At 45.8% G+C, this 14,345-nt stretch carries 13 protein-coding genes; 8 read left to right on the top strand and 5 right to left on the bottom strand.

Annotated elements, in window-relative coordinates:
• Nucleotides 1-21: 21 nt before the first annotated feature.
• Together CTN_RS07860 and CTN_RS07855 are read right to left on the bottom strand one after the other, a co-directional pair.
• On the bottom strand, nt 22-885 hold the full coding sequence (locus tag CTN_RS07860) for a DUF438 domain-containing protein (protein WP_004080542.1): 864 nt from the start codon (nt 883-885) through the stop codon (nt 22-24).
• A gap of 80 nt (nt 886-965) precedes the next feature.
• Nucleotides 966-1,877, bottom strand: coding sequence for an AraC family transcriptional regulator (locus tag CTN_RS07855; RefSeq protein WP_015646141.1), 912 nt, complete (start codon nt 1,875-1,877; stop codon nt 966-968).
• Nucleotides 1,878-1,993: 116 nt separating this feature from the next.
• Between CTN_RS07855 and CTN_RS07850 the strand changes: the two genes are divergently transcribed.
• The 4 genes from CTN_RS07850 to CTN_RS07835 are packed head-to-tail and all read left to right on the top strand — an operon-like array spanning nt 1,994 to nt 5,538.
• A complete protein-coding gene (locus tag CTN_RS07850) occupies nt 1,994-2,995 on the top strand; it encodes an aldo/keto reductase (protein ID WP_004080538.1) in 1,002 nt (333 codons plus the stop codon).
• 11 nt (nt 2,996-3,006) lie between these two features.
• Entirely contained in the window at nt 3,007-4,218 is a 1,212-nt protein-coding gene (locus CTN_RS07845; protein ID WP_004080534.1) for an MFS transporter, read from the top strand.
• A gap of 11 nt (nt 4,219-4,229) precedes the next feature.
• The gene (locus CTN_RS07840; protein ID WP_004080532.1) at nt 4,230-5,090 is read left to right on the top strand and encodes an aldo/keto reductase; all 861 of its coding nucleotides are present in this window, start codon (nt 4,230-4,232) and stop codon (nt 5,088-5,090) included.
• 40 nt (nt 5,091-5,130) lie between these two features.
• A complete protein-coding gene (locus tag CTN_RS07835; protein WP_029683524.1) occupies nt 5,131-5,538 on the top strand; it encodes a cupin domain-containing protein in 408 nt (135 codons plus the stop codon).
• A gap of 14 nt (nt 5,539-5,552) precedes the next feature.
• Here CTN_RS07835 and CTN_RS07830 read toward each other — a convergent pair whose 3' ends face one another.
• Nucleotides 5,553-6,635, bottom strand: coding sequence for an AAA family ATPase (locus CTN_RS07830; protein ID WP_004080527.1), 1,083 nt, complete (start codon nt 6,633-6,635; stop codon nt 5,553-5,555).
• Between the two features lie 154 nt (nt 6,636-6,789).
• Here CTN_RS07830 and CTN_RS07825 point away from each other — a divergent pair, with 154 nt between their 5' ends.
• From CTN_RS07825 to CTN_RS07815, 3 genes are read left to right on the top strand one after another with little or no spacing between them, the layout of a single operon-like run.
• A complete protein-coding gene (locus CTN_RS07825) occupies nt 6,790-7,266 on the top strand; it encodes a nucleotidyltransferase domain-containing protein (protein ID WP_004080525.1) in 477 nt (158 codons plus the stop codon).
• Nucleotides 7,267-7,270: 4 nt separating this feature from the next.
• The gene (locus tag CTN_RS07820; RefSeq protein WP_015920026.1) at nt 7,271-9,778 is read left to right on the top strand and encodes a hypothetical protein; all 2,508 of its coding nucleotides are present in this window, start codon (nt 7,271-7,273) and stop codon (nt 9,776-9,778) included.
• 49 nt (nt 9,779-9,827) lie between these two features.
• Complete coding sequence (locus CTN_RS07815) at nt 9,828-11,600, top strand: DUF505 domain-containing protein (RefSeq protein ID WP_038067910.1); 1,773 nt, start codon at nt 9,828-9,830, stop codon at nt 11,598-11,600.
• Nucleotides 11,601-11,636: 36 nt separating this feature from the next.
• On the opposite strand, the gene gdhA is transcribed toward CTN_RS07815, so the two are convergent.
• A complete protein-coding gene (gdhA, locus tag CTN_RS07810) occupies nt 11,637-12,887 on the bottom strand; it encodes a glutamate dehydrogenase (protein WP_004080520.1) in 1,251 nt (416 codons plus the stop codon).
• A 147-nt stretch (nt 12,888-13,034) separates the two neighbouring features.
• Between gdhA and CTN_RS07805 the strand changes: the two genes are divergently transcribed.
• Nucleotides 13,035-13,454 (top strand): hypothetical protein, encoded by a 420-nt coding sequence (locus CTN_RS07805; protein WP_004080518.1) that lies wholly within the window; start codon nt 13,035-13,037, stop codon nt 13,452-13,454.
• Here CTN_RS07805 and CTN_RS07800 read toward each other — a convergent pair.
• Nucleotides 13,434-14,315: a DMT family transporter gene (locus CTN_RS07800; RefSeq protein ID WP_015920024.1), complete on the bottom strand. Its 882-nt coding sequence runs from the start codon at nt 14,313-14,315 to the stop codon at nt 13,434-13,436. The genes CTN_RS07805 and CTN_RS07800 overlap by 21 nt on opposite strands.
• Nucleotides 14,316-14,345: the final 30 nt, after the last annotated feature.

Genomic DNA, 14,345 nt, shown 5'->3' with positions numbered 1-14,345 from the left:
CACCTCATTTGTATGTTAACACTATTGAATCTGGAGGTGGTACACATGTCTGCTTCCTCCCAATCCCCTAAAGGGGATGGGTCTCCGCAGACAATTTCTGTGAGGAAGGAGAGGTTTCTCAGGAGTTTCCCACTCTTCTGTCACTTCAATCTTGTAGTACCCTATGTCTTTTTCCAGCATCTTTATCGCTTTCCATTCTCCTTCGGTGAGTAACACCTTCAGCGTCGGATAGAGTATGTTGTTTTCTCTGAAGACCATATCTGAGAGCATTCTTGAAAGTTCCAGTGCTTCTTCTTTCAGCCGTTCATCGGATTCTTCTTTCTTCAAAAGATTGAGAAGGAGCCTTATCTTCAATCTGGTCTCATCGTGTTTGGACCAGAGGACTGTTGGAACGGCTGTGATGCCTCTTCTCTCAATGTATGGAAATATCAGCATCTCTTCCCTCGTGTAATGGGTGAGACCTATCCTGTGAAGCTCCGAGACGTGCTGAACGAGCTTTTCATAGAACTGTTTCCTGCGGGGATCGTCTTTTGGAAGAGAGAACATGCTGGAGGCGAGTAAACTCAAAGCTTCCGCATCTTTGAGTATCTGTTTGTTCTCTTCGTAGAGCGTTCTCAACGGGTGCCCATTCGGGAGCTTCTCTATTTCTCTTCCGGCTTCTGATACGGCTCCTCTGAAGAACTCAACATGAAGATCGCACATCTTGATGATGTCTCTTACGTCTATCTCTCCGCTTTTCAGCAGTTCCTGCTCGATGACGGGTATCTCGAACGGAGGAATCTGTGAGAGTAACTCTCCGAATTGTTTTTTCAAAGATTCCACGTCTTCACCTTTGTGGAGTTTTTTCAGCACTTCTTTAAAAAGTTCCACTTTTTCTCTTTCCATAGGAATCTCCCTTCTTTAATTATTCCTACCTAATTATCGATTCCAAGCATATTGTAGCACAGAAGCACCATTATCTGCAATCAATAAAGGATCCTCGTGTAAGGTTCTTCCTTCAGCTTCTTTGCATCCTGTGAAGGAGAGACACCGAAAAATCTTTTGTACTCTCTGCTGAACTGAGAGAGGCTCTCGTATCCCACCTGGTAGGCTGCGGTTGTGACGTCGCTTCCTGCCATGAGAAGCTTCCTTGCCTCGCACAGCCGAAGTTTCTTCTGATACTGAAGAGGAGTCATGCCAGTGAGAATCTTGAAGTTCTGATAAAAAGTCGATACGCTCATTCCCACCATCTCGGCAAGCCTTTTCATATTCACAGATTCATTGAAGTGTTCTTTCAGATAATTCAGTGCTGTTATCACATCGTTCTTTCCAGACAACGCGATCTGAATGAGTCTCGGGCCCTGTTCGCTCACAAGGAGCCTATAGATGATCTCTTTTTTTATCACGGGAAGGAGTGCGGAAATGTGTTCCGGTTCATCGAGGAGCTCCAGCATCCTTCTGAATGCGTCCAGGAGCTGATGAGTGACTTTTCCCAGTGATGTACCGCGGGATGACGTGATTGGTCTTGTATTGAGCTTTTGTTCAACAACGATTTCCATAAGGATCTCCATGTCTATCTCCCAAGTCATTCCGATATAAGGTTTTTCCTTAGAAGCTTCTATCACCTGAGCAACGACGGGAACATCGAAGGAGTTGAGAAGAAAATTCTCCACGTCGTAAACGTAGTACTCTTCTCCAATGAGAACGCGCTTTGCACCCTGAACAGCGATGCATATCGATGGCGGAAGGATGTAAGTGGAAGGTTCTGTAGGAGACTCCCTCCTGCCCACAGTCAGACCCGGAAGTGGCCTCACCACGGGTTGCTTTTCTGTGAGATGTAAAATCCTTTCAATCAGCTTTCTCCGAACGTAATCGAATTCATCCATGATTTCTTTCATCTCCTTTCTGCTAAAATTTTACCCTTTGATGGAAAATCAGGCAAATATTCGAGAATATCTTTCTAACGTTTGCGGAGTAGATAGCGGTATGTTTTAGAGCGAAAGGAGGGGGAAGTATGGGTATTCCGAAGAGAAAACTCGGAGAGAGAGGACCAGAGGTTTCTGCCATAGGGCTCGGCTGTATGAGAATGAGCTTCGGCCAGAAAAAACTTCCAGACAGAAAAGAGATGATCAAACTCATCAGAACGGCCGTGGAGCTCGGCATCAACTTCTTCGATACCGCAGAAGTTTACGGCCCTTACACAAACGAGGAACTCGTAGGCGAAGCACTCGAACCGTTCAAAGGTGAAGTCGTGATAGCAACGAAGTTTGGTTTTGAGCTGTACGAAGATGGAAGGCCAGGCTGGAAAGGACTGAACAGCAATCCGGAACACATCAAAAAAGCAGTGGAAGGTTCTCTGAGAAGGCTCAGAGTGGAAGCCATAGATATTCTTTACCAGCATAGGGTGGATCCAAACGTTCCAATAGAAGAAGTAGCTGGGGCTGTAAAGGAACTCATAGAAGAGGGTAAGGTGAAACACTTTGGACTTTGCGAAGCTTCTGCCGAAACGATAAGAAGAGCTCATAAAGTCTGTCCTGTTGATGTGGTGCAGTACGAGTACTCCATGTGGTGGAGAAAACCTGAAGAGGAAATACTTCCCACCTGTGAAGAACTTGGAATAGGCTTTGTGGCGTACAGTCCCCTGGGAAAAGGTTTTCTTACAGGAGCGATAGGTGAAAACTCCAAGTTCGATGAGGAAGATATTCGAAGCAGGATTCCACGCTTTCAGAAAGAGAATTTGAAGGAAAATCTTGCACTCGTAGAACTCCTTAAAAAGATCGCTGAGCGAAAGGGTGCGACACCATCACAGATAGCTCTCGCATGGCTTCTTGCACAGAAACCCTGGATAGTTCCCATACCAGGTACAACGAAACTGAGTCATCTTCTGGAAAACATCGGAGGGGCTTTTGTTGAACTCACACCGGAAGAGCTCCAGGAAATAAACGATGCTCTCTCAAGAATAGAAATAAAAGGTAGCAGGTATCCTGAGGATATGGAAAAGATGACGTATCTGTGAGGTAGAGTTTGATGGAAAGAACGGGAATTCTTCTTGGAATATGTCTTGGCCTCACCAGTTTTTCAATACTTCAGGGATCGGTGTTCGGAGCGGTTCTTCCCTCCATTGTGGAAGAATTCGGCGTGGATTGGAGTATCATAGGAGTTGCTATGAGTGTCTGGACGGTCATTTCTGCTCTCTCACCCATGTTATTTGGAAGATTTGTTCATAGATTATATCCAATGAACTCCATGGCTCTGGTCATGATGATGCTCTCTATTCCAACAATTCTTGTTGCTTTCGTGAAAGACTTTTTCTCTTTAAACGTTGTGAAGATAGTGGGGAGCCTGGCTGTTCCCTTCTCTTATCCTCTTGCTGCAAAAGTGGTGGAGATGTATGTGGACTCCAGAAAAAGGGGAATCGCAACTGCCATATACAACACTGGTTCTATGATCGGACTTGCACTCGGATACGCTGTTGTTGCGTTAGCAGGTGGTTATTGGAAAAGATCCATGATCACTGGAGGATTTCTCGGTGTTATTTATGTTCCTGTTGCATACATTCTGTGGAAAAGCTTGCTGGAGTCAAAGGTACAGAGAAAGCCGGAGTGGAACGATTCTCAAAAGAGATCACATGTTTCTTTCAAACGAGTGTTCTCCATCATACTGTGGCTTTCCTTCGGTCATTTTTCTGCTGTTTACACCTGGAATCTCATGTTCAATTGGCTTTCTACTTTCCTTGTTCGTGAGATCCAGCTGGGTTATAGTTTCATAGCCCTTGTGCTTGGAATCATGGCTGTTGTATCGAGCGTAATGGAGGTTTTCGTTGGATTGTGGTCTGACCGGGTGAGAGGAATGCGTGGAAGGTTAATTCCCCTGTATACCGGTTTATTTCCGTCGGCTTTTCTTTTAATACTTTCCACTCTTTCAACCAATCCTCTTCTGACATCCATTCTGGTGGGGTTCTCCATCCTCTTCTGGAGACTTTCAACCCCTTCTTTCTGGGCAATATTTGGAGATCTCATTCCGCAGGAACACTTCGAAAAAGCGAGTAGTATCTACGTGGGAGCTGTCCTTCTTTCTGGTATTGCTTCTTCTATTATGAACGGTTACATAGTCTCGTTGACAGGTTCGATGAAGTACGCCATACTCCTTTCGGCTTTTATACTGATTCTTTCTCCGATTTTCTTCACGGTAGCGGGAAAAGTTGGTACGAGAATTTCAGGAGCATGGATCCATCTATAGGAGGTGTTAACATGCAGGTTCCAAAAGTTACTTTGAACAACGGTGTAGAAATGCCTATTCTGGGATACGGAGTTTTCCAGATACCACCAGAAAAGACGGAAGAATGTGTCTATGAGGCTATAAAGGTGGGATACAGACTCATCGACACAGCAGCATCGTACATGAACGAAGAGGGAGTGGGAAGAGCGATAAAACGCGCGATTGACGAAGGAATTGTCAGAAGAGAGGAGCTCTTCGTCACGACCAAACTGTGGGTGTCGGATGTTGGTTACGAATCCACAAAGAAGGCTTTTGAAAAGTCTTTGAAGAAACTGCAACTCGAATACATAGATCTCTATCTAATTCATCAACCTTTTGGAGATGTACACTGTGCCTGGAAAGCTATGGAAGAAATGTACAAAGATGGATTGGTAAGAGCCATAGGTGTGAGCAACTTCTACCCTGATCGGTTGATGGATCTAATGGTTCATCACGAAATTGTTCCCGCGGTGAACCAGATCGAGATACATCCGTTTTATCAGAGACAAGAGGAGATCGAATTCATGAGAAATTACAACATCCAACCTGAAGCTTGGGGTCCTTTCGCTGAGGGAAGAAAAAACATTTTCCAGAACGGAGTGCTCAGATCGATCGCGGAAAAGTACGGCAAAACGGTTGCACAGGTCATTCTGAGATGGCTCACTCAGAAAGGAATCGTTGCCATTCCCAAAACTGTGAGAAGAGAGAGGATGAAAGAAAACATCAGCATCTTCGATTTTGAACTCACACAGGAAGACATGGAAAAGATTGCAACGCTCGATGAAGGGCAGAGTGCGTTCTTCTCCCACAGGGATCCCGAGGTTGTCAAGTGGATTTGTTCACTGAAAAGATGAAAAATCATCGCGTGGACTATTATTGAAAGGAGGTACAACCATGGTGGATGATATCTTTGAAAGGGGTTCTAAAGGTTCGAGCGACTTCTTCACTGGGAACGTCTGGGTGAAGATGTTGGTTACTGACGAAAACGGGGTATTCAACACACAGGTATACAACGTGGTGTTCGAGCCAGGAGCGAGAACACACTGGCACAGCCATCCGGGAGGGCAGATTCTGATCGTGACTCGCGGAAAAGGCTTTTACCAGGAAAGAGGAAAACCCGCTAGAATTTTGAAAAAAGGTGATGTGGTGGAGATACCACCAAACGTGGTTCACTGGCATGGTGCGGCACCCGATGAAGAACTCGTACATATTGGTATCAGTACACAGGTTCACCTCGGTCCTGCTGAGTGGCTTGGATCTGTTACAGAAGAAGAGTATCGGAAAGCCACGGAAGGAAAGTAACGAATTTCTCCGTTTCATTCGCGCAGAATCCTCTCAAAAACCGGATCAACTATTCTGTATCCGCTCTGCGTTTTTTCTATGAAGGACATCTTTTCCAGAGTTTCAAGGAGGGAGTACAATCGGGAGTCACCGATGAAGTCGCCTTTTGCGCGGAAGATGTTTTTCAGGGCAGACCAGGTGTTTATTCCCCTTGCGATCTGTCTCAATATGAATGGATACCTTTCGCTCCTTTTTCTGAGCTCTTCCATTTCCTTTTCAAAAAGAGCCTTCACGGCATGGAACACCTCTTTCAGTGCTTCATCTTTTTTCTTCTTTTCGAGGTACTTCACTCCAAAAAGGACAAGATACCCCACTATACCGTCTATTTCTCTCACAATTTCTTCCACGTCGAAGTTGATCTTCTCTCCCACTTCGCGGAAGCCTTCCATGAGGAAATCCACGGATTGATCGAAGGTGAACGGTCTCACCGTGAGAAAACCTATTCCACGGCCATGGAGGGGTGAGCTGTAGTCTTCGAGTTTCAAAAAATCGTGAAGAACGCCGACTTCTGAACCACTGATGATGAAGCGCACGTTTTCGAAGTTGTCGTAGCAGTAGGCAAAGAGTGCCAGAAGATCGTTTCCACCGCGAGAACCGTAGTATCTGAGATACTGCGCCTCATCGAAGAAGATGACTATCTTTTTCTTCCGCCTCTTTGCCGTTTCGTTCAGCTTTTCGAGAAGATCGGAAAGACTGAATTCCTTTGGATTGAGTTCTATCGATGTTCCACTCACTGTGATTCCACGGACCCTCTTGAGAACGTTCAGAAGTTTCTGAGATTTCGATATTCTGGACAGCTCCTCTCCGAGAAACCTTGTGAGATGATGGGACGAGATGTTACCCCCCGATGTCTCGTAGAGTCTTCTTCCGTCCACGGTTATGTGTAGAAGATCGCTTTTGTTCAGAAAGACTTTCACAAGGGAGGACTTTCCAACCCGCCTCAGGCCGGTGATCACAACGATCGGATAGGTTTCGAGCAGTTTTTCGAGGTCTTTCAGTTCTCTTTCTCTATCGAAGAGATCTTCCTTTTTCGTCTTGGGAGTAAGGGAGAAAAGCAAGTCGATCACCTCCATTCTTATCATATCACTTCTGGGGTCGGAAGTTGCTTCCGGGGGCGGAAGTTACAAAAGTTTCTCTTTTTGACTTTCTGGAGTGATAACATAATGGTGAAAAGTATGATTTAGATGAAAAGCTGTCTGGGGAGATGAGAAGATGATAAGGCCCGAATATCTTCGCGTTCTTCGTAAAATATACGACCGACTGAAAAATGAGAAAGTGAACTGGGTAGTTACAGGTAGTCTCAGTTTTGCGCTGCAGGGAGTTCCTGTTGAAGTTCACGATATCGACATTCAAACTGATGAAGAAGGAGCTTATGAAATCGAACGCATTTTCTCTGAGTTCGTAAGCAAAAAGGTCAGGTTTTCTTCCACGGAAAAAATCTGTTCTCATTTCGGTGAATTAATTATCGATGGAATAAAAGTTGAAATTATGGGAGATATTCGAAAACGGCTCGAAGATGGAACCTGGGAAGATCCCGTAGATTTGAACAAATACAAAAGGTTTGTAGAAACACATGGAATGAAAATACCGGTTTTATCCCTGGAGTATGAATATCAGGCATATTTGAAACTGGGCAGGGTAGAGAAAGCCGAGACGTTGAGAAAGTGGTTAAACGAAAGGAAGGGGTGATACATTGATCAAGAGGTTGTTTTTTGCCGTCGTTCTTTTACTTGTTGCAGAACTCTTCTCCGGTGTTCTCCACTTCGAGCACGCGGATGTTGTTTATCCAGAAGGATACTTTGAAAACGCCGTTCTTGTTGGAAACATCTTCGAGGCGATCAGGCCGAAGGTGATAGAGCTCGTTGGAAACGACCCGGGACGGATAACTATTGTCCTCAAAGACAGGGGCACCATCTCGAATGGCTACACGATGCCTTTCTTTCATAAAACGATTGTGGTCTACCTGTGGCCCCCTGAAAGCTGGCTTTCCTTTCGCCTTTCTCTCGAGGACTGGTACGCTTACGTTCTCATTCACGAATTCTCCCACATGTGCCATCTCACCTATCAGGACGAAATAGGAAAGACGGTAACAAAACTCACGGGAATTCCTCTTTATCCCCAACTCTTCAGCGACCTGGTGGAGGGTGTTACCGTTTTCAACGAGAGCTCTTTCTCGATCTCATCTGGAAGACTAAACAATCCTTTTTTCTCGAATGGTCTGTTCTACTACTCACTTCCCAACTTTCCATCTCCTGGTTACATAAAAGTAGCACCCGATGACGACTACAGAGACGGGCTTCTGTACTACAACTTCACAGCCGGGTTTTACAGCTACCTTGTGGAGACGTACGGCCTTGAGAAAGTGAAGGAGTTTTTCAGGGAAACTTCCAAAACGTTCAGTACTTTTGCCTTTGAGGGTTTCAAGGACCCATACGAGAAGGTCTTTGGAAAAACGCGCGAAGAGATCTACACGGACTGGATCTATTCTCTCACAAAACACGAGTACCCTCAGGGAGATCTTGTATACAGCGCAAAAAACACCTGGCTTCACAAGATCGATCTGTACGGGGACCATCTGGTTGTCCTTTCGGAAGAGTACGGGCCCTCCACTTCGTACACGGGGATGAAAAAACAGGTTTTGAAGATCCTTGACCTGGATGGGAAAGAAGTTCAGGAGATTCCCGTGAGAAACGTTCTGGACGTGAAAATCGATGGAGAGAAGATTTATGTACTCTCTAAAGAAGAATTCTCTGGTCGATACGAGAATGTCCTGTGGGATGTGAAGGGTGGAAGACAGATTTCAAAGGGGAACATAAGCGCTTTCGATGTGGAAAACGGAAAGGTTTACCTTGCCCTCTACGATACGAAGACTGGAAAAACAACGATAGAAGGACCGGAGTTTCACGTCACGCTCGACGAGTTCATAAGGTACATGGACGTATCAGGTCGTTTTGTTGCTCTTCTCACAGAGAAGAACGACATTATCGTTCTGAAAACAAACGGAGAAGTCGTTCTTGAACTGAACAATGGAACAATGAAAGGGCCGTACGTGAAGTTCTGGAAGGATGGAATAATATTCGTTCAGGTGGAAGGAGATCACACCGTTTCCTGCTACTACGATCTTGAGAAGAAAGAACTGTACAGACTTTCATCGAAGAGCCTTGTGGAAGATTTTGTGATACATGGAAATGAAATCTACTACATAAGTTACATCCCATACGGCCAGACAGGGGGAACAGGTGTTTACAGAAAAGGTCTGAGTATGGAACCTGTGGTGGTCGAAGTGAAAAAGAGTGAACCTTTTGTGATAGAAGACAGAGAGTTTTCCACTGGAGACGAGTTCGGCTTCAGACTGAGGAAGTTTTTCCAGCCTGCGATGTGGTTTCCAGTGTATTTTGACGGTACTTTTTCGCTCTTTTTCACCTTCTCCAGTGTGGAAAACAACGCCTTCCTGTTTTTGATGCCGTCTGTTGATTTGAAGGGAAATTTCAATCAATACACCGGCTTTGTGGCTTCCAGGGACAATTTCACAGCGTACGGTGAATACTCCTCTTCTGGGGATTACAGTTTCGGTTTGACGGGGGTTTTAGGTGATTTTCCTGTTTCCGCAAACACACGACTCGACGTTACCTTTGAAATGAACTTCAGTTCGACCCAAACATCTCTGAACAGTGAAGCAGGAGCCGCTAACAACATTGGAGTGGGTGTCGATCTCAGAACGTATCTGCTGGATATGCCTTCCTCTTTGAAGGTGTCCCTGAATCTTCTCAATGACGACCTCTCACACCTTTTCGATCTGAACAGTTTGTTCTGTTTCGCTGGCCTGACTTCAGCGCTTGGAAAAGACGGAAGTTTCTCCGCAAACATCAAGTTTCAGCTTTTAAACTCGGAGGATTTCTCCTACGACGTGTCTTTTGCCCAGACGCTTTTCAAAAACAGTGCAGAGCTTTTCGATGGTTTTATTCTTCTCAGAAACACGGGGAACACGTTGGGAATCGCTCGACTGAGATTTTCCAATGGAGAAGAGGAGCACGTTATCTATGATCACCTTTTCCAAGAGGTGTACATGGAAGGGCTCAAGTTCTATATCACAGTTGGCGGATTTTTGAACATGAACGATATTTCCTCCGGTAGTTTCTACGTGGGAATAAGTACCAGTCCGAATGGATTACCTTCTATTTCACTTTTCATAAGAAACTGAGTGGTAAAATATTAATGCGAGAAGACACATAGAAAAGGAGGTGGCATTAATGATTGTAACAAAAAGGCATGCGATCGTGCTGAAGAAGCTCTACGAGAAGGGAGAAGAGTTCAGCGTAAAGGAATGGGAGGACTTCGACAGAGAAACGCTGTGGCACCTTGAACTTGCTGGCCTGGTCAAACCCGTCGGTGTTGAGATGTACGATCTGACCTTTTCTGGTAACATCCTTGGAGAACTCCTCACGGACATGATAAGAGAAGGTGTCTTGAAGAATCCTGAGGAATGGGACGACTCGTTCAGGTGGATCGGCTCCGAAGTCATTTCCATGATCAGATACTCGAAGCTGGCTCAGTCGAGAGTGAGAGGAGAAGTCGCTAAAGCGCTTGAAGAGAGAGGATTCGCGAAGGAAGGAAATCTCACGCCTTACGCTTATACTCTCGATGAGATTTACCATGCGTCACATCCCAGACTGGTTGTGAACTTGAAAGTTGCGGAGTACCTGAGAAAGATGGTGGAGGGTCCGGGGGAGTCCAGCACGCTTCCTGTGGGAGGAGATGAACTCCTTCAGCTTGAAGCGATGAGGATGATAGCCTTCTCTGTTCCAAGGTCTGATGTTTACGCTCTCACAGGACTCGGACAGCAGATCAGGGCGGCACTCAGAAAGGGTCTTGTTGTGACGGATGAACTGATTCTCGACGAACTCATTCTGGACACTGTCGCGAAGGCTTACGAAGGGAACCAGTTGAGTGATTTTGAAAGAAACGCACTTCTCGAAAGAGGCCTCATTGACTGGACGGGAGAGCTTCACCCAATGGCGGAGCATCTCTACCTTGCGTGGAAGATATACAAAAAGGGTCCTTACCTCATGACCCCCGCTTTCCAGATCTCGGAGGACGAAGCGAGGCTCCTGGAAGTGATCGTCAAGCTCTGGAAGAGGCATGAAAAGGAAGATGATGTCTTCCCAGAACCGAAGCAGATAGAGAAGGCAGTGGACTGGGAGTGGAAGAGAAAGGATCTCACCGTGAAGCTTGCACTCTACAACCTTGAAGGTTTCGGCCTTTTGAAATCGAGAGAACACAAACACGGAGCAAGGAGGACGCTCGTTTACGAGTTGACCAGCTATGGTGAAGAAGTGCTTGAAGATCAGAGAAAGAGCCTCAGGAGTGTCACGGCTGTCGGTGTGAAATCAATTACCATGACGAAGAAAGAATTCGCAGCTCCAAACATGGAATGGTATGAACAGGCAAGAAAAGAAGGCCTCGTCAGCGATGCTGCTCCCACTTCTTCTGGTCGTCTCTACGCGAGGCTTTCTGTCGAAGCCGAGAGAAGACCGCTCATAACGAACACAGAAATGAAGGTTCTCAGAAAGGTTCCGTACAAAACGGGTGTTTTCATCGAAGATATGAATCTTTCAGAAGAGGAAAGAATAGCACTCGACAGTCTCGAAGCGAAGAATCTGGTGGAGATTTTGCCCACAGACGTTGTCACGCTCACAGAAGCGGGTCAGCTCATGAAGAGAGCTCTCTCTGCTGTTTCCGATGATGTGGAAGCACCGGTGACACCCCTTGTGATCAGACTTCTTCAGGCTATAAGAACACACGGCGGACTTCAGATGAGGGAGAAAAGGATCAGGATAAACCCGGAAAGCTGGAAAGTCGTAGAAAGAGAACTCGGTGTCGACCCGGAAACTTTCGATGATACAGTCAACCTCGCCAGAATATCTAAATTCATCACAGAAAACGCACTGACAGAAGCGGGAGTAGCACTACTTCAGGCAGTGGATGAACTAGCAAGAAAAGAGTATCCATGGGTTGAAGTTTGATGAATACAAAGCCCCACCTTCCCGGTGGGGCTTTTTTCACGGATAGATACCTCTCTTTTTCGTGGCGTACGCAACTCGATCGATCGCAAGAATGTAAGCTGCTGTTCTCATATCGACGTTGTATTTCTCCTTTACTTTCATAACATCGTTGAATGCTCCTTTCATCATCTTTTCAAGGGCGTTTCTCACCTGATCCAAATCCCAGAAGAAGCTCTGAAGGTCCTGAACCCATTCAAAGTAAGAAACCGTAACTCCACCGGCGTTGGCGAGTATGTCTGGTACCACAAGAATTCCTCTTCTGCTCAGGATTTCGTCGGCTTCAGGTGTTGTGGGACCGTTTGCTCCTTCCACCACGGCTTTTGCCTTTATTCTTTCCGCGTTTCCAGCGTGGATAGCACCTTCCAAAGCTGCAGGGACGAGAATGTCAACATCCAGTTCCAGAAGTTCTTCGTTGGTTATTCTTTCACCCTTCGGATATGTAACGACCGTTCCGTGTTCTTTTTTGTATCTGATCAGCTCCTCCACGTCGAACCCCTCGGGATTGTAGATACCGCCTCTGCTGTCGCTCACCGCAACGACTTTCGATCCGAGTTCTTGAGAAATCAAAAGAGCGGCGAACTGACCCACGTTTCCAAATCCCTGAACGGCAACTGTTGCTTTCTTTGGATCTATTCCCAGAACATCCATTGCAAGCCCTGCACACACCTTAACACCACGACCCGTGGCTTCTTCACGACCCTTTGATCCTCCCAGTTCCACGGGTTTTCCTGTGACAATTCCCAAAACGGTGTGACCCACATTCATACTGTATGTATCCATGTACCACGCCATCACATCTGCGTTCGTGTTTACATCTGGTGCAGGTATGTCGTTGTACGGGCCTATTATCACCTGAATCTCTGAGAAGAACCTTCTTGAGAGTCTTTCAAGCTCGTTTCTTGAGAGTTTCTTTGGATCTACCCTGACTCCTCCCTTCCCTCCACCGAAAGGCAGATTCATCACAGCAGTCTTCCATGTCATCCAGAATGCGAGGGCTTTCACCTCATCGAGTGTGACATCGGGGTGGTACCTGATACCACCTTTGGCTGGACCTCTCGCAACGTTGTGCTGCACACGGTATCCTGTGAAGACTTCGACGTGGCCGTCATCCATTCTCACTGGGAATTCAACGATCAAAACACGTTTTGGTCTTCTGAGAACCTCTGCAAGGTCTGATTCCAGATCCATGAGTGATGCGGCACGGTTGAACTGTTCAACTGCCATCTCGTAGAGGCTTTTCTCCGGCATACATTTCCCCCCTCGAACAGAAGTATGCGATATAAACCATATCGTTACCTATTGTATCATTTTTGGAAACAAAAATAAAAATTTCATGAAAAATTTCTTGAATTCTGTGACCAAAAGGGTTTAATATATAGCCCGAGGTGATGTGAGATGTATAGAGATAAAATTGCAAAAATTATCGGTACTGTCTTTTCGGCATTGACAGTACTTCCACTTGCGATTCCTGTCTTTCTCTCGTTGTTGGTTCTTGTGACGAGGGGAAAATTTCTCTACGATTTTTTCATGCCGGCGGAGCTCTTCGTTTTCACACTGGTGGGAGGTTTGGGTGTTATAGTTGTCCTTGCACTGATGAAAAAAGATTTCAGAAGGTTGGCAGTGGCTCTTTCGCTGGCGCTTCTCAATCTGATCGTTTCACAAGTCTATGCCAACGTAAGTGGGCTTGCACATGGAAGCACGGAACTTACAGGAACACATCTGTTCATTGTGAGCACATTCATCGTTCTTTACCACTTCTTTGCCTTCCTGGTGGTGTTTGAAAGTTTTAGATCGTTAAAGTTTCTGCGCTCTTGATAGCCTTTTATAACTCCTTCTGAGACTCATGATTATCAGAGAAGATATTATCAATCCCATCCCTGCAATCTGTTGAATCCCAACCGTTTCGTTTCTAAAAACAACCCCCGCTATCACAGAAACCACCGTTGTGAAGTTGGAGAAGAGGGTGGTGAAGATGGGAGACAGTTTCCTTATGGCGTAGTTGAGGAGGAAAAACGCGACGGTGGAAGAGAGAACACCGAGATACAGGGCACCGATTACCACATCAACGTTGAACACCGGTCTGAAATCACCCGTTGAAAGACTCAAAAGGGTGAAGAAAACTGCTCCGGTCATCATCATGAAGAAGGTGATTTCAGTTGGCGTGAACTCCTTTGAAAACTTTCTCGAGAACACACTGTACATCGCTCCAGAGAGAACGGCGAGGAGCATGAAGACTTTCCCGGCGATGTTTCCCGGTGTGATGTTGAAACCAACTATAAATGAAACTCCAAGAAAACCCATTCCCACAAGAAGGTAGTGAAGAAGATCTCCCTTTTCTTTGAGAATGAAAGGAGCAAGGAGGTTGACAACAACTGGGATCAGGGCGATTATCATACCGGCTTCTGAGGAGTTCACTCTTTGAAGACCGTACGTTTCGAAAAGAAAGTAAAGCACAGGCTGGAACAGGACGAGTTTCCAGAGCTTCCAGTAGGGTTTCTTTCCAAGCTTCACAGCACCAGTTATCAAGAGGAGAAGGTAAGAGAGAAAAGCCACGATGAATCTCAATGAAAGAAAAGTCAGGGGAGTTACATAATCGAGAGCGTTCTTCGTGAAAAGAAAAGAAAGTCCGAATATCGTGGAATAAGCAAGACCTGAAAGAAGAACTCTTAGATCCATGTTATACCTCCAGCGTTTTTGTCTGTGATG

The organism is Thermotoga neapolitana DSM 4359 (genome assembly GCF_000018945.1).
In the GTDB taxonomy this organism is placed as follows: Bacteria; Thermotogota; Thermotogae; order Thermotogales; family Thermotogaceae; genus Thermotoga; species Thermotoga neapolitana.
This window is presented reverse-complemented; position numbering and strand designations above follow the sequence as displayed.

Coding starts and splice junctions, on each gene's coding strand:
- gdhA (WP_004080520.1), bottom strand. CDS start 12,887: ATGCCGGAGAAAAGCCTCTACGAGATGGCAGTTGAACAGTTCAACCGT.
- CTN_RS07805 (WP_004080518.1), top strand. CDS start 13,035: ATGTATAGAGATAAAATTGCAAAAATTATCGGTACTGTCTTTTCGGCA.
- CTN_RS07825 (WP_004080525.1), top strand. CDS start 6,790: ATGATAAGGCCCGAATATCTTCGCGTTCTTCGTAAAATATACGACCGA.
- CTN_RS07855 (WP_015646141.1), bottom strand. CDS start 1,877: ATGAAAGAAATCATGGATGAATTCGATTACGTTCGGAGAAAGCTGATT.
- CTN_RS07800 (WP_015920024.1), bottom strand. CDS start 14,315: ATGGATCTAAGAGTTCTTCTTTCAGGTCTTGCTTATTCCACGATATTC.
- CTN_RS07850 (WP_004080538.1), top strand. CDS start 1,994: ATGGGTATTCCGAAGAGAAAACTCGGAGAGAGAGGACCAGAGGTTTCT.
- CTN_RS07860 (WP_004080542.1), bottom strand. CDS start 885: ATGGAAAGAGAAAAAGTGGAACTTTTTAAAGAAGTGCTGAAAAAACTC.
- CTN_RS07845 (WP_004080534.1), top strand. CDS start 3,007: ATGGAAAGAACGGGAATTCTTCTTGGAATATGTCTTGGCCTCACCAGT.
- CTN_RS07815 (WP_038067910.1), top strand. CDS start 9,828: ATGATTGTAACAAAAAGGCATGCGATCGTGCTGAAGAAGCTCTACGAG.
- CTN_RS07840 (WP_004080532.1), top strand. CDS start 4,230: ATGCAGGTTCCAAAAGTTACTTTGAACAACGGTGTAGAAATGCCTATT.
- CTN_RS07835 (WP_029683524.1), top strand. CDS start 5,131: ATGGTGGATGATATCTTTGAAAGGGGTTCTAAAGGTTCGAGCGACTTC.